18 protein-coding genes are annotated in these 17,857 nt (G+C 34.7%); 8 read left to right on the forward strand and 10 right to left on the reverse strand.

Annotated elements, in window-relative coordinates; translation table 11 throughout:
- Positions 1 to 42: 42 nt before the first annotated feature.
- Both I5776_RS17850 and I5776_RS17855 read right to left on the reverse strand, forming a co-directional pair.
- Positions 43 to 993 carry a Gfo/Idh/MocA family protein gene (locus I5776_RS17850; RefSeq protein ID WP_202777789.1) on the reverse strand — a complete coding sequence of 317 codons (951 nt, stop codon included), beginning with the start codon at positions 991 to 993 and terminating at the stop codon, positions 43 to 45.
- A 70-nt stretch (positions 994 to 1,063) separates the two neighbouring features.
- Positions 1,064 to 1,597 carry an RNA polymerase sigma factor gene (locus tag I5776_RS17855; RefSeq protein WP_202777791.1) on the reverse strand — a complete coding sequence of 178 codons (534 nt, stop codon included), beginning with the start codon at positions 1,595 to 1,597 and terminating at the stop codon, positions 1,064 to 1,066.
- Positions 1,598 to 2,388: 791 nt separating this feature from the next.
- On the opposite strand from I5776_RS17855, the gene I5776_RS17860 reads away from it, so the two are divergent.
- Together I5776_RS17860 and I5776_RS17865 are read left to right on the forward strand one after the other, a co-directional pair.
- Complete coding sequence (locus I5776_RS17860; RefSeq protein WP_202777793.1) at positions 2,389 to 2,952, forward strand: hypothetical protein; 564 nt, start codon at positions 2,389 to 2,391, stop codon at positions 2,950 to 2,952.
- A 297-nt stretch (positions 2,953 to 3,249) separates the two neighbouring features.
- Complete coding sequence (locus I5776_RS17865) at positions 3,250 to 4,806, forward strand: ABC-F family ATP-binding cassette domain-containing protein (protein WP_202777795.1); 1,557 nt, start codon at positions 3,250 to 3,252, stop codon at positions 4,804 to 4,806.
- Positions 4,807 to 4,891: 85 nt separating this feature from the next.
- Here the strand turns inward: I5776_RS17865 and I5776_RS17870 are convergent, their stop codons facing one another.
- From I5776_RS17870 to I5776_RS17885, 4 genes are all read right to left on the reverse strand, one after another.
- The gene (locus I5776_RS17870; RefSeq protein ID WP_202777797.1) at positions 4,892 to 5,953 is read right to left on the reverse strand and encodes a DUF4097 family beta strand repeat-containing protein; all 1,062 of its coding nucleotides are present in this window, start codon (positions 5,951 to 5,953) and stop codon (positions 4,892 to 4,894) included.
- A gap of 1 nt (position 5,954) precedes the next feature.
- The gene (locus I5776_RS17875; protein WP_202777799.1) at positions 5,955 to 6,506 is read right to left on the reverse strand and encodes a DUF1700 domain-containing protein; all 552 of its coding nucleotides are present in this window, start codon (positions 6,504 to 6,506) and stop codon (positions 5,955 to 5,957) included.
- Positions 6,493 to 6,822, reverse strand: coding sequence for a PadR family transcriptional regulator (locus tag I5776_RS17880; RefSeq protein ID WP_108072680.1), 330 nt, complete (start codon positions 6,820 to 6,822; stop codon positions 6,493 to 6,495). Before I5776_RS17880 ends, I5776_RS17875 begins: the two co-directional genes overlap by 14 nt.
- A 131-nt stretch (positions 6,823 to 6,953) precedes the next feature.
- The gene (locus tag I5776_RS17885) at positions 6,954 to 8,093 is read right to left on the reverse strand and encodes a DEAD/DEAH box helicase (RefSeq protein ID WP_202777801.1); all 1,140 of its coding nucleotides are present in this window, start codon (positions 8,091 to 8,093) and stop codon (positions 6,954 to 6,956) included.
- Between the two features lie 246 nt (positions 8,094 to 8,339).
- Here I5776_RS17885 and I5776_RS17890 point away from each other — a divergent pair, with 246 nt between their 5' ends.
- Entirely contained in the window at positions 8,340 to 8,828 is a 489-nt protein-coding gene (locus I5776_RS17890; RefSeq protein WP_202777803.1) for a GNAT family N-acetyltransferase, read from the forward strand.
- Between the two features lie 7 nt (positions 8,829 to 8,835).
- Here the strand turns inward: I5776_RS17890 and I5776_RS17895 are convergent, their stop codons facing one another.
- Both I5776_RS17895 and helD read right to left on the reverse strand, forming a co-directional pair.
- A complete protein-coding gene (locus I5776_RS17895; protein WP_202777805.1) occupies positions 8,836 to 10,080 on the reverse strand; it encodes an ATP-binding protein in 1,245 nt (414 codons plus the stop codon).
- Between the two features lie 185 nt (positions 10,081 to 10,265).
- Positions 10,266 to 12,566: an RNA polymerase recycling motor HelD gene (gene helD, locus I5776_RS17900; RefSeq protein ID WP_202777807.1), complete on the reverse strand. Its 2,301-nt coding sequence runs from the start codon at positions 12,564 to 12,566 to the stop codon at positions 10,266 to 10,268.
- Between the two features lie 395 nt (positions 12,567 to 12,961).
- Here helD and I5776_RS17905 point away from each other — a divergent pair, with 395 nt between their 5' ends.
- Positions 12,962 to 13,162, forward strand: a complete 201-nt coding sequence (locus tag I5776_RS17905) for a cold-shock protein (protein ID WP_058003138.1) — start codon at positions 12,962 to 12,964, stop codon at positions 13,160 to 13,162.
- A gap of 545 nt (positions 13,163 to 13,707) precedes the next feature.
- Here I5776_RS17905 and I5776_RS17910 read toward each other — a convergent pair.
- Positions 13,708 to 14,625, reverse strand: a complete 918-nt coding sequence (locus tag I5776_RS17910; RefSeq protein WP_202777809.1) for a nuclease-related domain-containing protein — start codon at positions 14,623 to 14,625, stop codon at positions 13,708 to 13,710.
- Between the two features lie 201 nt (positions 14,626 to 14,826).
- Between I5776_RS17910 and I5776_RS17915 the strand changes: the two genes are divergently transcribed.
- From I5776_RS17915 to I5776_RS17930, 4 genes are all read left to right on the forward strand, one after another.
- Positions 14,827 to 15,381, forward strand: a complete 555-nt coding sequence (locus tag I5776_RS17915; RefSeq protein ID WP_202777811.1) for a 3D domain-containing protein — start codon at positions 14,827 to 14,829, stop codon at positions 15,379 to 15,381.
- 217 nt (positions 15,382 to 15,598) lie between these two features.
- On the forward strand, positions 15,599 to 15,730 hold the full coding sequence (locus I5776_RS21680; protein WP_281397267.1) for a hypothetical protein: 132 nt from the start codon (positions 15,599 to 15,601) through the stop codon (positions 15,728 to 15,730).
- A gap of 100 nt (positions 15,731 to 15,830) precedes the next feature.
- The gene (locus I5776_RS17925; protein WP_202777813.1) at positions 15,831 to 16,124 is read left to right on the forward strand and encodes an RNA polymerase alpha subunit C-terminal domain-containing protein; all 294 of its coding nucleotides are present in this window, start codon (positions 15,831 to 15,833) and stop codon (positions 16,122 to 16,124) included.
- Between the two features lie 99 nt (positions 16,125 to 16,223).
- Positions 16,224 to 17,186 carry a D-2-hydroxyacid dehydrogenase gene (locus I5776_RS17930; protein WP_202777815.1) on the forward strand — a complete coding sequence of 321 codons (963 nt, stop codon included), beginning with the start codon at positions 16,224 to 16,226 and terminating at the stop codon, positions 17,184 to 17,186.
- Between the two features lie 168 nt (positions 17,187 to 17,354).
- Here I5776_RS17930 and I5776_RS17935 read toward each other — a convergent pair whose 3' ends face one another.
- Positions 17,355 to 17,840: a DinB family protein gene (locus I5776_RS17935; protein WP_202777817.1), complete on the reverse strand. Its 486-nt coding sequence runs from the start codon at positions 17,838 to 17,840 to the stop codon at positions 17,355 to 17,357.
- Positions 17,841 to 17,857: the final 17 nt, after the last annotated feature.

Raw genomic sequence — 17,857 nt, forward strand, 5'->3', positions numbered from 1 at the left:
TTTGTTTTTTCATTAGTTCTCTCCCCGAAGAATCAACATAACTTATTCAGACTCCAACAACTGTTCCAACACTTTTTGGATGTCTAAGCCTTCTTTAAATGTGATCAGTCGTGCTTTTTCTCCGTTAATCGCATTTACAATCTCACTGATTAAATCCTGAAGTTCATTATTTACCGGCACATCAATGATTGCGCGTTCTTGATCCTTATTTTCACCTTCAAGTACACTCCAATTTTTCAATGCAATGGTACCTTTTTCTCCATAAATTTTAAAGAGAATTTCCTCTTTTCTCCCAACTCCACTTAATCCATCAATCAAAATCGTGTTTCCATTTACAAGTTCCAATCTTGCAATTACTCCCGTTTCACAGCTACTTGGATGATTGGGGTATTCGATAAAAGATTGAACATGCTTGATTTCACCAAATAATTCTACTATCACCTGTAAATAATGAGGTGTAATTTCCCGTATAAAGCCACCTTGTTCTCTTCCAGCTATCCACGGATTTTGCTGCCAAACTCTCGGCCAATCCGGGAAATGCATAGTTAATTCGATTCTTTTAATCTCACCAATTGTTTTTTCTTTAACTCTCCTTTTTAACTCCCAAACTGCATCATTATAGGCTAAAGGAAAGTTGATAGCATGTATCACTCGAGCTTCCTTGACCGCTTCATGCATTTCTTGTGCTTCCACATATGAATTGGCTAACGGTTTTTCACAAAGTATATGTTTCCCAGCTTTTGCTGTTGCTAATACAATTTGATGGTGGAATTTTGGCGGAACCGCGACATAAACTAGATCAATTTCTGGATTTAACAACAGGTTCTTATAATCATCATATAGTTCAACGTCTTGTAATTCTTTTTTGATTAGCTGCAATCGCTCACGATTTGTATCACAAATTGCTACCACTTCTGTTTTTGGATGATGGACGAATTGCTTTAATAATCGGTCCCCTACTGCACCTAGTCCAATGATCCCAACTCTTATCATAAAAAGACACCTACTTTAAATAAATTTATATATTCAAAGCATAGTCTTACTTTTTGAATTTTTCAACGGTTTAATAGATTCCTACTACTTTTCGGCGGAGACGCTCTTTCCCTCTTTTTAAATGAGTTTTTACTGTTGATAAAGGTAAAGCTGTTTTTTGCGAAATATCTTTCATACTATAATCATGAAAGTAATATAACATTAAAGATTGCTGATATTTATTTGGAAGTTCGTCAATCTTTTTCATTAGCTCTTCCTGTAAGCTGTTTTCCATTACTGTTTTTTCAGTTTCATCCTGCATGATGATTTTTTCAATAGCCTCTTGTTTACCTTCTATCAATCGTTGTTGGACATTTTGTTTTTTCCATTCATCCTTACATTTATTTGAAGCGATTTTGAATAACCAGTTTTTAAATGAAGATCGATACTCGAAGGAATCATAGCTAATAAAAGCAGATAATAATGTTTCCTGATAAATATCCTCCGCTACCTCCCATTTTTTCATCATTGAATAAATATAATTAAGTAATGCTTTACCGTGTGTTTTTATGAATGATTCGATATCTGCAGTTTTTTGTTGCTCTTTCGTCATCAATATTTCCATTGTATATTACTCTCCCTAAACTATTTTCTAATCTTTTCCTCATTATAAAGATCCTTTTTTAAAATATAAGAAACAGTTTCTTAATTTTTACTTAAGATTGTCTTTAAAAAGATTTAAAAACGAGTGCGCAATCAAAGCAAAACAAATTTTAACAATAATGTAACTATTTATTCAGTGACTAATTATGTTACTCTTTTCTAAATGCCACTATTCTAGTAAATGAATAGTCTATGATAAACATGGTTGTTGATTTCCGCTGCAGGTACTCGCTTTCCGCGTGGCTGGCGATGAGCCTGTCTAGTTCCGGCGGCTATCGACTAGCAAACTTCCGGTCACCTCCTTACGATAAGTCATCATCGATTCACCCTTTGGGTTCATCGTGATTCCTTTATCTCAGTCGCTGCCCTCCAGTTTGTACGTCGATAAACAAGCCGCCTCTACTTTTCTAACTCCTCATCGCTTCGCTCTTGCGGGGTCTCATCTGTCCAGCTAATCCCGCAGGAGTCTCGCACCTTCCGCTCCAATCAACTTTATTGCAGAATCAACAATGTTCCTAAACAGGAATGAATAAAATACTACTGTCAAATCATACATCTTAAATAACAAAATAAACTCCGTCTTAAGTCTTAAAGCCAATTACAACTGTAGTTCGTATATCAATTGTTCAAAATTAGATAAGATACAAACAAAGGGGAAAAAATGAACTTTATTCAATTTACAGTCATTCATACATGTTTTAAGACACACGCTTCCCTTCCTAAATTATTATTTCCTGTGGGAGGACCAATCCTGTGAATCAACGTAAAATCTATTTACTGCTTACTGATACGGGTACATTGTTTACTCGAATGATTAGACTATTTACTCAAGAGCCCTTAAATCACGCATCATTAGCTTTAGATGATAAACTATTAGAGGTTTATAGCTTCGGCAGGAAGAAAATACGGAATCCTTTTATCGGGGGATTTGTAAAAGAAAATATCCGATCAGAGCTATTTAAACAAGCCAATTGTGCAATATACTGTTGTACTGTAACAGATGAACAATATAAAAAGATGCGCAGAAAAATACGAAAAATGGAAATGAATAAACAAAAGTATAAATACAATCTTATCGGTCTAATTGGTGTTCTATTTAAGATAGAAATCGAGAGAAAAAATGCTTATTTCTGCTCCCAGTTTGTAGCTTCTGTCTTAACTGAGACCGGAGTTGTTATCATTAACAAGCCAATTGCCTTTGTAAAGCCACATGACCTAAAAGAATTCCCAACATTTGAATTAGTTTATGAAGGGAAACTTGACTTCTATTGTTTTCCTGAAGAATTGACTACCCCGTTAATGATGAAATCAATGTAGCAATTAAAAATGGTGTTCGGTACTTTTTGTGCCTTCCACCATTTTTTTCTATCGTTTTAATAAAAATAATTCTTTCAATTTGATTGGTTAGTTCGATATAATTTTTATATGTGTAAAAATTACTAAAGACTGTTTTCAAACAATTGTTGTTATTTTGTACTAGATGCAAAATCCTAACTACGGGGCATATTTTCTTAAATGCGACTCTTTTTTAATGTATGATACTGATTTTTTAGGATTCTTAATTCAAATTCAACAAAGTTAAGAAAATAGCCTAACTGAAAAAGGTGTATATAGATGAGTATTTTATCCGTGAAAAACCTTAGCCATGGTTTCGGTGACCGTGCAATTTTTAATGATGTATCCTTTCGACTGTTAAAAGGGGAGCATATTGGATTAATCGGTGCCAATGGAGAAGGTAAATCAACATTTATGAATATTATTACCGGCCAGCTTCAGCCTGATGAAGGGAAAGTAGAATGGGCAAAGAAAGTGCGTGTCGGCTATCTTGATCAGCATGCAGTATTAAGAAAAGGAATGAGCATGCGCGAAGCATTAAAAGGTGCGTTTCAATATTTATTTGATCTCGAAGCTGAAATGAATGGTCTTTATGAAAAAATGGGTGAGGCAACTCCGGAAGAACTTGAAAAAATGCTGGAAGATGTCGGTACCATTCAAGATATTTTGACCAATAATGATTTTTACGTCATTGATGCGAAAGTAGAGGAAATCGCTCGTGGACTTGGTCTTGATGATGTTGGTCTCGATCGTGATGTCCAAGATTTAAGTGGCGGACAACGAACTAAAGTATTGCTTGCAAAACTACTATTAGAAAAACCAGATATTTTGCTATTGGACGAGCCAACTAACTATTTGGATGAGCAGCATATTGAATGGTTAAAGCGCTATTTACAAGACTACGAAAATGCGTTTATTCTAATATCTCATGATATCCCATTTTTAAATAGTGTCATCAATTTGATCTATCATATGGAGAATCAAGAATTAAATCGCTATGTTGGTGACTATGATGATTTCATGAAAGTATATGAAATGAAAAAGCAGCAACTAGAGTCTGCCTATAAGAAACAGCAACAAGAAATCTCCGAATTAAAGGATTTTGTTGCAAGAAACAAAGCAAGAGTATCGACACGTAATATGGCAATGTCCCGTCAGAAAAAGCTAGATAAGATGGATGTCATTGAACTGGCACAAGAACGACCAAAACCTGAGTTTCGTTTTAAAGAGGGACGTACATCTGGTAAGGTTATTTTTGAAACGAATGATTTAGTGATTGGATATGACGAACCGCTTTCCAAGCCATTAAACTTACGCATGGAACGCGGGCAGAAGATAGCGTTAGTCGGTGCGAATGGTATTGGAAAAACGACATTATTAAAAAGCATTTTAGGTGAAATTAATCCTATATCAGGTTCAGTTCAACGTGGTGATTATTTACTTACAGGATATTTCGAACAAGAGATCAAGCAATCTAATTATAATACATGTATTGAAGAAGTATGGCAGGAATTCCCTTCATTTACTCAATACGAGGTGCGGGCCGCCCTTGCAAAATGTGGGTTAACGACGAAACATATCGAAAGCAAAGTAGAAGTACTTAGCGGAGGAGAAAAAGCGAAAGTACGTCTATGCAAGCTAATAAATAATGAAACAAATATTCTAGTACTTGATGAGCCTACCAACCATCTTGACGTTGATGCAAAAGACGAGTTAAAACGTGCCTTGCAAGCCTATAAAGGCAGCGTCCTCATCATCTGCCACGAACCGGAATTTTATGATGATGTAGCAACAGAAGTTTGGAATTGCGAAAACTGGACGACAAAGTTATTTTGATTTGTAAATAACTAAAAGGTATTTTGATTTGTAAATAACTAAAGAGGCGATCTCAATTTCTTTCTTGAGATCGCCTCTTTCTACTTTATTGTAAATCAAAGTCACCAGAACCTGTTCTTACTTTAAGTTTAATTGTTCCTGACTCTATCTTCCCGATAATTCGATGCTCCGACTTGTCAGTATAATTTGCCCCGGTAACACTAACATCTCCCTCACCGGAGCCTCCTTCATAGTCAATGGCAAATGGAATACTTTTCTGCTTCGTGTTGACCGTTATCGATCCACTTGTTGTTTCTAAGCTCGTATTTCCGATATGTGCGTTTGGAACAATTTCAATATCTCCCGAGGTTGCACTTCCAATAATTGTTCCAGATATATCATCAACATAAATTTCCCCGGATGTCGCTGTAAATTCGGATTCCTTCGCCGCTAATTGATTGACTTCGATATCTCCGCTTGTTGACTTCAATACTACCTTTGTAGCTTCGTTATTTGTGACGCTGATCTCTCCACTTGTCACATCAATCGATAAATTTTCAGATGCCTTCCCATCTTCTGTAAGAATATCTCCGCTACTTGTTTTTAATAATATATTATTAGCCTGATTATTCATCGCTTTTATGCTTCCGCTAGTAGCTTCCAACGAAAGATCATTTTTTACTCGACCGTCTTCTACTAATACATCACCTGAGCTTGCTTGGAAAGAGGCGTTTTCAGCTTGAAAATCTTTTACAGCTAATTCCCCGGAAGAAGTTTTCACATCTAATGTTTGATACATTTTATCCGGTACACTAACATATAATTTTACACTGCTATAAAAAGTAATACCGAAATGAACTTTCTGTTTCACCTTTACATTTAGCGTATGCTGTTCCTCATTGACTTCCAGCTTATATTCTCCTTTTTTTCTAATACTTTCTTTTCCCGCTAATCTAATTTGAATATCTTTGTCACTTGTTTTTTCAACAATGACATCTACCGGACCGGAATTAATATCCAGTTTATCGATTCCATTACTAGAAACGCTTTTTTTCTTTTCCCATTCAGTTAAGTTTAAAATGGACCCTTTTGAAAAATACAAAGTTGCAACGGTACCAATGATTCCTATAATTAAAAGGATTAATGCTCCTCCAACCATTTTTTTCATTTTACTTTCCCCCTTTAATCACCTTCACATTGAATTTAATATAGCGAAGAATGATTGCGTAGAACCATTTTCCAACATTAATCATTGCCATACTCATTAGCAATCCTAGCGCACAGCAAATGAGTGAAAGAAAGAACTGTAGCATAAATTGTTCAAAACCGGTAAAAATAGCTGCAAATACAACGAGCAATGGTGTTATGGTTAACACAAATGCCGTCACACATAATCCTATATAAACGCCTATAAGACCAATCACTGGTCCAAATAGAAAGACCAAATTAAAGAAGCTTAAGCTAATCGTTGCAATCATGGCACGCGTAATGTTTGATACCGATTTATTCGTTTCTGCTGCACTAATTCGATAGTCCGCAATGATATCCTTCGCAATCATTTGTGGATCACCGAGTTCTGATACAACCTCTTCTTCCGTTTTCCCATTTTCCATCCCTATTGTAAAATGTTCTTCAAAATCATAAAGCATATCTTTACGATCCCGTTCCGGTACTTTTAATAAGTATTTTTCTAATCTTTTCAAAAACTCATTTCTTCCCATTGTTCATCCCCTCCGTTATAAATTGATTTACTGCCTCCGAAAATTGCCGCCATTCGCTAATCAACGTAAACATATAGTCAAGACCTTTAGTTGTAATGGAATAGTATTTTCTTGGTGGACCTTCATTTGATTCTAGAAGATAGGTAGTTAAGAGGTCATCCTTCGTTAATCGTCTAAGCAACGGATAAAGCGTTCCCTCCGCCACTTCGATTTTGCTGGATATATTTTGTGCAAGTTCATAACCGTATTGGTCCTTTTTTGAAATTAAAATTAACACACATAGCTCTAAAACACCCTTTTTAAATTGTACGTTCAAGGTCAACACCTCCTATAAGTTAATATTAGCTACTGTATATTATTCACTAGTTGATAACTATATAATAAACTACGCTACTGAATAATGCAAGGTACTGATTAAAAAAAATTAGACAGTTACTGCCTAATTTTTCATTTTCTTTCATCCACTATTTTTCCGGCATATAAATATTTTTGTTTCACTGGTACATTAAGTTCACGACAATATTGTTTTAATGTTCTTTCTTCCCTAGGTGTTACGATGGATATAACAGTACCTGAATCCGCACCTAGTCGACCGGTTCTCCCTGAACGATGCGTATATTGTGAAACATTTTCTGGTAAATTGAAATGGATCACAAAAGGAAGATTTGCAATATCTAAACCTCTTGCCGCTACCTCTGTCGTTAATAATAATGAATCCTTCCCAGTTTGCAATTGAGAAATCGCTTTTGCCCTTGCCTCTTTTTGCAAGTCACTGTGTAATTCACCAACTGCGTGCCCTTTGAATTTCATCTTTTCCGCAAGTACTGTCAGCTTTCCGATATCATTCAAAAATACAAGTGCCTGCATAGAATCTATTCGGCTCAATTTACTCAATACCTCAATTTTTTCTCTTTCTTCACAAACAATATAGATATGTTCAACTTTTCCTTCATTTTCAGACCTGGTTACCTGAATAATTTCTGCTTGCTTCATCAGCTTTTGCGCAGTTTGAATGGTATATTCCTGTAGCGTTGCCGAGAATAAAAGAAGTTGGCGATCACTTAACGTTGATTTAATGATTCCAGAAATAGTTTGCATATACTCATAAGTAAGAAGTTGATCCCCCTCATCGAGTACAATTGTTTTTACTTCGTGCATTTTCACTTTTTTTTGTTTAATTAATTCAAAAATTCGCCCCGGTGTTCCCACAATAATTTGTGGTCGTTTTTTTAACTTTTCTAACTGGCGCTTTACATTCGCACCGCCTATAAAGGAAGCTGCCTGAATATTACTCCCTTTAGACCATGTTTGGATTTCCTGAAGGATTTGCATGACCAATTCCCTCGAAGGAGCGATGATGACTTGTTGAATGTTTTTATTTTCTACATTGATTTTTTGAAGGAGAGGAAGGATATACGCTAACGTTTTCCCTGTTCCTGTCGGAGAACCGGCAATAATATCTTTTCCTTGCACTATAAGTTCTGCTGTCTGTTCTTGAATTGAAGTCGGTTGTTCAAATCCGGCTACTTCCCATGCCTCTTGAAGTTGGGGATTTAATGTCGATAAAAATGGCCAATTACTAGTCATATCTTTCTCCTTAACTTATCATTTCTATTTATACGTATTTTTACACTTTATCATACACTATCTACAATTCACATGACAAACGCGGAAAACAAGTATAAAAATTGCATAAACCTTTCCACACTTGTAAAAATGTACTGGTCACATTACTCCTATATTATTTTTAGGGACAGCAGAAGCCTATTCTCTTTTCTATCAATTTCTTTTACAATAATATAAGTTAAGTTGTTATTGATAGGGGAGATTCTCATGACTATTGAGTTACAAGAGGTTCGATTAGAAGAAAAAAGTATTTTAGAAAATATGCTTCATTTTTATCTTGATGACCTTTCTAAATATACAAATCAGCTTAAAGCAAATCAGCTAGGAATTTTTGAATATGATAGTATAGATCTTTTTTTCACAAAGACTAATTTAATCCCGTATTTTATCAAATATGAAGGTTTAGTAGTAGGATTTCTTTTATTCGTAAAAACAATTAAAAATGCACAAATCGATTATTGTGTAAATGATATATTTATTTTTACTCAATATCGAGAAAGAGGTTTTGCGGGACAAGCAGTCAAAAAATTATTTTCCGCTTATCCTGGTACCTATTATGTTGTTCAACTCGAAAAAAATAAAAAAGCGATACAGTTTTGGAGATCACTTTTTACCGAATTACATTTAGAATGTACAGAAAAACCTGTTATCGATAGTGGAGAAAGATGTTGGGCACAAACATTTACCATTCGCTAATAACATTTCATCTCATTCTTGGGAAAAGTATTGTTACTTCAGTTCCCATCCCTAATTCACTTTGAAAAATGACCTTCCCTTTCATTTCTTCAATGATTTTTATGGATACTGATGTCCCAATACCTGTCCCCTTTTCCCTTGTTGTATAAAATAATGTACCTAGTTGGGACAGTTGTTCTTTCGACATTCCTTTCCCGGTATCTGCAATTTTTAAGATTATATTGTCTTGATCCTCGTTTAAATGAATGATAACTTCACCCTTTTTTGGGGTGGCCTCAATAGCATTTTTTATTAAATTAATAAATGCTTGAGTTAGTAAGTTTTTATCCGAAAGAATTTCAGGATTACTATATACTGTAAATTTAAGATTAACTCCATTTTTTAAGGCAATTGATTCCATTAATGTCACTATATTAATAAGCAAATCTCCAAGCCTGGTATTTTCCATCTTTTTAAATTGGGGTTTGGCAAAATTCAAATAATCGTTAATGATCAATTCCGCTCTTCCTAATTCACTTAAAATTAAGGATAAATATTGATAATTATTATCCTTTTCCTGTTTTTGCATAAGTTGAAGAAATCCTTTAACAACCGTTAAAGGATTGCGAATTTCATGTGCAATAGATGCTGCCATTTCTCCCAATGTGTTCAACTTTTCGGCGCGAACGATTTCCAATAACATCTGCCTTTTCTCATTTATTTTCTCATGTAATAACATAGAGGCGAAAATTCCAAAACATTGAACAACTCCATAAACGAGAACAACATAGAAAAGGTGTAGTGCATCAGAATGTCCATCATTATGAAAATGCAAGAAACTATAAGTAATAACTAATTGACCAATAGCAATTAAAATACCTGAAGTTAGTATAATACGAATTTTCTTTTGTTTTGTTCCCACACTGTATTTTTTCCTCACAAAAAATGGATAAATGGCTGCGAAAATGGCGCTAACGAAGGCAATCATTACACCATCCCCACCCATCATAAATCTTTCAATAAATATGATGAATAATACGATAAATCCCGCGATCGGTCCGTAATATAGAAAGGAAATAACGAGTGGAATATATCGCAAATCCCAATATAATCCTAAAGCTGAAATTGAAAAAGACATCGTTAAAAAAGCACAAAAACCATTAATTAAACCTAATATGTATGGTGACTGACCCGCTTTTCTATTTTCCAAAAATATACTATTTATATGGACAGGTAAAAGAATAATAAGGATGTGTAAAATCAATTTTTCCATAAGGAAAATGACTCCTAACCATTAAAGTTTTTTCTAAAAAATAAATTCATGACTTTTTTCCTGTTTTTTCTACATGATTAGTGTTATTATACGACAACTTCATATTAATTCCCTCTTTCGTTTCTAAAATATTTTTAATAGTTAAAAGTGAAAAAAAGAAGCTGAATCAAATGATTCAGCTTCTTTCACTTTTCCCCTTCTATTTGCAGCAAATCAGAATCCACCCGATCTAATAAAAAATTGGATCGTTCCTTTCCGAAGAAGGATAATCGGTGCAATGGTCTTGTCATTGAAACATATAGAAGTTTAATATCAATTTCATTATCAAGGAATGAAGTACCAAGTGAACAAATTAACACCGCATCAAATTCTAGCCCCTTTGACAAATGTGAACTTACAATGACGACTTCGTCCTTATGAATTTCTTCATTTTCCTTTAAATATTGGATAGGGAGCTCGGAATGCGTTTTGAATAGCTGAGCTAATTTTTTGCACTCTTCATTTGTTTTCCCAATTAACGCAATTGTTTTTATTCCATCCTTGTACAATTGGTTAATCTCGTCCTCAATCGATTGAACAGTGTCCTTATCTGATGATGTTTTATGAAAAGTCGGTTTCTTTCCGTGCCTAACTACCGGTTCAACAATTGGTAAATCGATAGGAAGGAGGCGCAAAATTTGATTGGCTGCATTCATAATTTCAACTGTCGTACGATAACTTTTTTGCAGCGTTTTATAACTCGCTCTCGGAAAAATTTCATTTTGAACGATGCCCCAATCCTTAATTCCCCGATAGGAATGGATTCCTTGTGCGAGATCACCAACGATTGTAAACATATCCGTTTCAAGAACCGTTTTTAATGCATACAGTTGAAAATAGCTATAATCTTGTGCCTCGTCGACAACGATATTTTTCACACGCAAATGCTTGTCGATTCCAAACAGTTTTCCTTGTAAATAAAGCAAGGAAGCTAAATCCTCGATTTCATATATCTTTTTTGCATTCAATCGGTTCTGATATTCAATGAAAAAATTCACTTCCGATGGTTTAAGTACATCATGAGCATATTTCATCAATACTTCTTTATTAGTCACCAGCTGCTTGTAATAATAAAATAAATCATGTTTAGGGAGTTGTTTTATGTAAGTATTAACGGCGGTTCGTACTTCTTTTTTTATATCATTTAGTGCTTCAGCTTTCTTATCTAAAGCTTTTGATACATAACGACGGCGTTTTTCCGGTTCAGCCTTACTGTACAATGCTTTTTCTAGCTTAGTATCATAAAAGTTTGTCACTTTCTCAACCATTCGTTTCTTTTCCGTGCGAACATGATTTTGCAATACACGTTTAATCTTATCGATTCGATGATAATAAGGTAAATACCTATATTCATATTCCATAAGCTGTCTTAATTTCTTTCCACTATATAAACGAAACTTCGATACGAAGAAATCCTCGGTTGGAAGCAATGTTTTTAATACATCCTCTAAGTAGCGGTCAATGATATCTTTAAATAATAATGAACCTTTAAAATCTGAGACCCATTTTACTAATTCTGGCTGTTCTATATCCTGATTTATAAAATGAATGAGCTTTTCATCAGGGGATGCTAATTTTATTTTCTTTCCAATGCATAACCTAACGTAATCAACAAATGTCGTTTGAAGAATATTTTCTACACCAAGTTCCGGGAGAACCTCTGATATGTAATCAATAAATAAACGGTTCGGAGCTAAAATCATTAATTGGTCGGGCGTGAACTTTTCAGCAAATGTATAAATGAAGTATGAGATACGGTGGAGTGCAATTGTTGTCTTACCACTTCCAGCAGCTCCTTGAACAATAATCGGTTTGTTCAAATCTGCACGGATAATATTATTTTGTTCCTCTTGAATAGTCGAAACAATTTCAGTTAGACGATTACTCGCACTCTCAGATAAGGACATTTGAAGCAATTCATCATTTGTTGTTAAATCAATATCGCGGATTTCTTGAAGTTCACCATCATCAATAATAAATTGACGCTTTAAAGATAAGTATCCGTAATAGGTATTCCCTTCGGATTCATACGAAACATCACCTAAACGCCCGTCATAGTATAAGTTCGCAATTGGTGATCGCCAGTCAACAATAATCGGTTGCTGTGTTTCTTTATCAAAAAGTGACACTTTGCCTAAATACAAAATTTCTTCTTTATCCACTTTTTCTTGCAAAAAGTTAATTCTGGCAAAGTACGGCTTCTTTTCGAATTTTTTCAGTCGTTTCAATTCATCTCCAGTTCTTTGGAGGAGATTCGCATTCGTTAGCATCGTCATATAGCTAAAGCTGCTATCTTTAATATCCATCCCTTCCAGCGACTGTTTCAGATTTTCTCTAAATGTTTCTTCATTCGATTCAGATGCTTTAATAACCACATTCATATACTTTTTCGTGAACTCAAGCCTCTCAATCTCCTCTTGAAAATCCGGATGCTCGTTATTTGTCATTACTTAACCCCCTTCTAATTAAACTTTAATTACTTATAGGCAGGCAGGCAGGAAAAAGCCATGAATACACAACGAATTCATGACTTTGCTAAAATTATGTTTTTCTAAAGACGTAATTGTGATTATATAATATTCAAAATAAATTGTCTAATCATAAAGACAATTTTCATAAATTGTTTATTCTTTTGTAGAAAAGACTATTCGGCAATACTATTATTTCAATCTTTCGGAAGAAATCCATCCTATAAAATTATTTTCGTTTTTTATGTATACTTTTTCTTTTTGTGACAAAAATATAGGGTGTAGTTTTAATTTTATATTAGGATATTTTTTCTATTCGTAAAAATTCAATTTTAAACGAGAGTAGTGAATATCCGTACTCTGGAGGTATATAAATGGTAACAGGTAAAGTTAAGTGGTTCAATGCAGAAAAAGGCTTCGGATTTATTGAAGTAGAGGGACAAGATGATGTCTTCGTACATTTTTCTGCCATTCAAGGTGAAGGTTTCAAGACTCTTGAAGAAGGTCAAACCGTCACTTTCGAAATCGAGGAAGGCGCTCGCGGACCACAAGCAACAAATGTTCAAAAAGCATAATAAAAGGACTCCTAATTGGAGTCCTTTTTAATTTAGATTTGTCTTTCTTTTGGGTGCGTGGTTTCTGATCACTGCTTTAGCCTGTATCGTGGTGGATTCATGCACATAGGCTTGGATTTCTTCGCTTATTCTTCTCGTATCCGATGGATTCATGCACGTGAGCATAGATTTTCCCGCTTTTCCTTCTCGTATCCGATGGATTCATGCACGTGAGTACAGATTTTCCCGCTTTTCCTTCTCGTATCCGATGGATTCGTGCACGTGAGCATAGATTTTCCCGCCTTTCCTTCTCGTATCCGATGGATTCGTGCACGTGAGCATAGATTTTCCCGCTTTTCCTTCTCGTATCCGATGGATTCATGCACATAGGCTTGGATTTCTTCGCTTATTCTTCTCGTATCCGATGGATTCATGCACGTGAGCATAGATTTTCCCGCCTTTCCTTCTCGTATCCGATGGATTTGTGGATTCAATAAATTCTTAATTTCCGTAATCTTCCAAAAACCCGCCACGAACAAGAGGTTCCCTAGGCGTTGATTAATAAATCATTTGTCACTTTTTATATAATGGGAATTTTTACCACTGGCAATCATTTTATAATGGTCAGAAAGAATATTAATAATAGTTTTCCCTGGTACAATTTTACACCATTCTTGGATTACCTTTCTGGTGACTTTTTCCTCCGGGAAAAGAATCATATAGTCGTCCACACTTCGCAATACTGCTGATGTAACTTTTTCTCTATTTCCACAATGATCGCAAATTAAATACATTCTATTAAAGGTATTTATAAAAGAACGACACTTTATACAAATAATCCCTTTTTTCAAACCATCAAAAGTGTATTTTGGTATACGATTATACGGCGACTCAGTAAGGTGGAAATGTAATAATTGTTCAACAATTTTTGTATGATTTTTTGCTACTTTGGATGTTTTTTTGGAAAGATTATTCATAAAGCGAGGGAGTTGGGTAGGGAAAATAATTTGTTGGTTTCGTGGAGCATGGTATAAATGAAACTCAGGGTTAATGAAAATTAAATACGATTCTATCGAGTAATTGAAACCAAGGCTTTTAATAAATCTTCGTAGCAAAGATTCAGCCCGCGTCAGCTGCAAAAATGGATTGCTTATTTCCTTTCCCTTTATTGAATACCAAGTATCTTTTTCTATATAATAGTCTCCCTCATAATTTTTCACTTCGAACTGATAAATGGTTTCCGAAAAGAGGGACAAACTATCAATTTGATAATAAGTATTATTCATTTCAAAACGTAAATCGTTAAGGATGTTCCATTCATTTGATAGAGTTAAAAGCCATTCATCAAACTTTTGTTCACCTTCGAATCCTTTTGCTAGATTTGTCAAATCATACTTCTCTTTGACAGTTAAATTCATTCGATCATTTAAAGTCTCTAAAACTTTCATTTCATCTGGTTTGCTTCGATGTTTAATAAAACTCATCACATCACCTTGCTTTCTTTTTAACTTATTTTATAAAAATCTACTTATATTTACAATCTTCAACAAACACTTTTACCCTAACTTCTACCAATATATCATTTGAAAACAACTTGTAATAGAATTTGTACACCAATGAAACATAACTGTTACATTTCCATGATAAGGTTTATTTAACATAAAAAATAAAAGGGGAACACTATTTTGAAAAAATTTATTATATCAATTAGTACAGTACTCTGCTTAAGTATCGGAATTTCAAGTGGCGCATTTGCAAGCTCAAATACATATACAGTTAAAAGCGGAGATTCATTATGGAAAATCTCTCAAAAATATAAAGTATCCGTTAGTAATCTAAAAAAATGGAACCATCTTAAATCAGATACTATCCATCCTAAGCAAAAGCTAGTAATCTCTCAAACAAAAAAGGCTGCAGCAAAAAAGAAAACAACTCAAAAAGTAAAAGCAAAAAAAGTTATCACTGTTTCAGCAACAGCTTATACTGGAAGTTGTAAAGGATGCAGCGGAATCACTGCAACAGGAATCAACCTTAAAAAGAACCCTAAAATGAAAGTTATCTCTGTTGATCCAAAAGTTATCCCACTAGGAACTAAAGTTTATGTAGAAGGGTACGGAAACGCAATTGCTGGAGATACTGGCGGTGCCATGAAAGGCAAAAAAATTGATGTGTTCATCCCATCAAAGAAAAAAGCCATTCAATGGGGAAGAAAAAATGTAAAAGTAACGATCCTAAAATAATAGTTTTGAAAACCAAGTGTGATTGGACACTTGGTTTTTTTGTTTAGTTATTCGAATACAATTGAAATTAAAAGGAGAATATGGTTTATTTTAAATGTGAAATGAAAAAACACAATTCGGTTGGTAGTCCGGATGCATTAGAAATTTAATGCCAGTAACCTTCCCCTCCTCGTGATGTCCATCATTTCATGAAACACATATATGAGGAGGAATCGTTATGAAGTTAACGATTTATTATGATGGTCAGATTTGGGTTGGCGTTAGCAAGAACGGGAAGCTAAAAAGAAAGAGCGAAAAATATATCAACGCAACTCTAAAAAAGAACGTAAAGATTTTAAGTATGCACTAAAGAAACAAAAAGCAAAAGAAAAACATAGAGAAAAATAGACAGGGGATCATTTTACTCCTGTCTATTTTTAACACACCCAAAAGAAAGGAGTATTTTTAATATGACAATTTCTGAGAAAAACTTGAAGATTTGCAGCAAGGGACATAAATTTTATAAAAGCACCGATTGTCCAACTTGCCCAGCTTGTGAGCAAGAACGAAAACCTACAAATGGATTTCTTTCCTTACTTTCGGCACCAGCAAGACGAGCACTGGAACACAATGGAATAACGTCTTTACAACAGCTATCAGCATATAGCGAGAAGGAGATTTTGCAATTTCACGGCATGGGACCCGCTTCTTTGCCAAAATTAAGGACAGCTTTGGAAGAGGCAGGATTATCATTCAAAAATTAAATACCAAAAGTATTCCTAATGAAAGCTTTTAACAGGAAAGGCAATACTATTTTTAGTATAATTTAAATAGTCAAAGTTTTTAATGCAAAGGAGGAAATTATGTCACAGCGTAAACTAGTCATAACCCAGAATCTAGATCAAGATTTATTCGAAAAAATTAAAGAAACAGTTCCTGATTGGGATGTCATAGCCGGGAAAGATTCTTCTGTTTGGAAAGATCATTTGAATGATGCCGAAATCATTGCAGGCTGGAAGAAAGAAGTAAAACAATACGGGATTGATCAAGATTCAAATCTGAAATGGTTGCAAAGCTGGAGTGCTGGTGTAGATCGTTTTCCATTGGAAGAGTTACATGCCAAGGACATTTTCTTAACTACTGCTAGTGGGGTTCATGCCTATCCAATTTCTGAAACAATTTTCGCTTTAATGCTTGGTTTAACCCGAAAAATTCATACATACGTGAGAAATCAGCAATCCAAAACATGGCACCATGCTCACTTAAGTCTTGAAATGCACGGAAAAACAGTTGGAATTATTGGTGCAGGGGCAATAGGTAAGGAAACGGCAAAAATCGCTAAAGCATTCGGCATGAAAGTAATCGGGATTCGACATTCGAATATTTTGGAGGAATCCTTTGATGAGATGTATACAACATCCAGTTTGAATTCAATACTGCCGGAATGTGATTACATCATTGTTACAACACCACTAACAGACGAAACTTATCATCTATTTGGTAATGAACAATTCCAATTAATGAAGGAATCATCCTTCTTCATTAATATTGGCCGGGGAGAGATTGCCGTTGAAGAGGAACTCGTTCATGCACTTGAAACAGGCTCAATCGCCGGTGCCGGTCTAGATGTTTTTGAAAAAGAGCCCCTCGCCGACCAAAGCCCATTATGGAATTTGGAAAATGTCATCATTACCCCACATACTGCTGGCTCAACAGAACATTATGATACAAGAGTGATTGAAGATATTTTCATCCCGAATTTGAAGCATTACTTACAAGAAGGAGTACCCAAGATTAATCTCGTAGACTTTAAAAAGGGATATTAAAGGTAAAAAATGACCTACTCATCTTAATGGGTAGGTCAAATAATTTCACGACGGGATACTACTATTTCAATGTCTATAGTAAAGTGTTTAAGGTTGCTTCCCTTCTTGGGTTTTCCATACAAAGAACTTCAAACCTAAAAACTGCTCATTAAAAATGATACTATCCTATTAATAACCAAGTACTTGCTTGATTTCTTCAATTTGCGCTAGATGACGTTTTTCATGCAGACCAATAAATGGTATCCACTGTTTTACCGTCATTTGTCCGAATACAGGATGTAGAAACGATTTTTTCTCAAATAGTCTTGTATCGGCTGTTTCTTCTACTGCAGTTAAGTTTGCCCGTGAGTCTTCTAGCTTAGTCTTCATTTCCGCAAGCGTAATAAAATCATTTGTGGGAACAAAATATGATGGAGCTGGAATCTTTGTTGAACGATTCAACGTTAATTGGATAGGCTTAGGATCAGTAGGATGATCTTCCTCTGTTAACGCCTTTTTCATATTTGCAACAATTCCTTTTTCCATTAAATAAAGATGCTCTAATACTTGCATAATTGACCATGACTCTTCACTTACCCGCCGATTCAATTGTTCATCAGTCAACCCATCGACACTTTTCCATAGTTCATTTCTGATTTTCCTATTTTCATTCAACACATATTCCTCCAATT

It is taken from the genome of Heyndrickxia vini (assembly GCF_016772275.1).
GTDB lineage: Bacteria > Bacillota > Bacilli > Bacillales > Bacillaceae_C > Heyndrickxia > Heyndrickxia vini.

What these genes read in the sequence shown, in the direction of transcription:
- I5776_RS17850 (WP_202777789.1), bottom strand. Translation starts at nt 993, where the DNA reads ATGATAAGAGTTGGGATCATTGGACTAGGTGCAGTAGGGGACCGATTA.
- I5776_RS17855 (WP_202777791.1), bottom strand. Translation starts at nt 1,597, where the DNA reads ATGGAAATATTGATGACGAAAGAGCAACAAAAAACTGCAGATATCGAA.
- I5776_RS17865 (WP_202777795.1), top strand. Translation starts at nt 3,250, where the DNA reads ATGAGTATTTTATCCGTGAAAAACCTTAGCCATGGTTTCGGTGACCGT.
- I5776_RS17870 (WP_202777797.1), bottom strand. Translation starts at nt 5,953, where the DNA reads ATGAAAAAAATGGTTGGAGGAGCATTAATCCTTTTAATTATAGGAATC.
- I5776_RS17875 (WP_202777799.1), bottom strand. Translation starts at nt 6,506, where the DNA reads ATGGGAAGAAATGAGTTTTTGAAAAGATTAGAAAAATACTTATTAAAA.
- I5776_RS17885 (WP_202777801.1), bottom strand. Translation starts at nt 8,093, where the DNA reads ATGACTAGTAATTGGCCATTTTTATCGACATTAAATCCCCAACTTCAA.
- I5776_RS17890 (WP_202777803.1), top strand. Translation starts at nt 8,340, where the DNA reads ATGACTATTGAGTTACAAGAGGTTCGATTAGAAGAAAAAAGTATTTTA.
- I5776_RS17895 (WP_202777805.1), bottom strand. Translation starts at nt 10,080, where the DNA reads ATGGAAAAATTGATTTTACACATCCTTATTATTCTTTTACCTGTCCAT.
- helD (WP_202777807.1), bottom strand. Translation starts at nt 12,566, where the DNA reads ATGACAAATAACGAGCATCCGGATTTTCAAGAGGAGATTGAGAGGCTT.
- I5776_RS17905 (WP_058003138.1), top strand. Translation starts at nt 12,962, where the DNA reads ATGGTAACAGGTAAAGTTAAGTGGTTCAATGCAGAAAAAGGCTTCGGA.
- I5776_RS17910 (WP_202777809.1), bottom strand. Translation starts at nt 14,625, where the DNA reads ATGAGTTTTATTAAACATCGAAGCAAACCAGATGAAATGAAAGTTTTA.
- I5776_RS21680 (WP_281397267.1), top strand. Translation starts at nt 15,599, where the DNA reads ATGAAGTTAACGATTTATTATGATGGTCAGATTTGGGTTGGCGTTAGC.
- I5776_RS17925 (WP_202777813.1), top strand. Translation starts at nt 15,831, where the DNA reads ATGACAATTTCTGAGAAAAACTTGAAGATTTGCAGCAAGGGACATAAA.
- I5776_RS17930 (WP_202777815.1), top strand. Translation starts at nt 16,224, where the DNA reads ATGTCACAGCGTAAACTAGTCATAACCCAGAATCTAGATCAAGATTTA.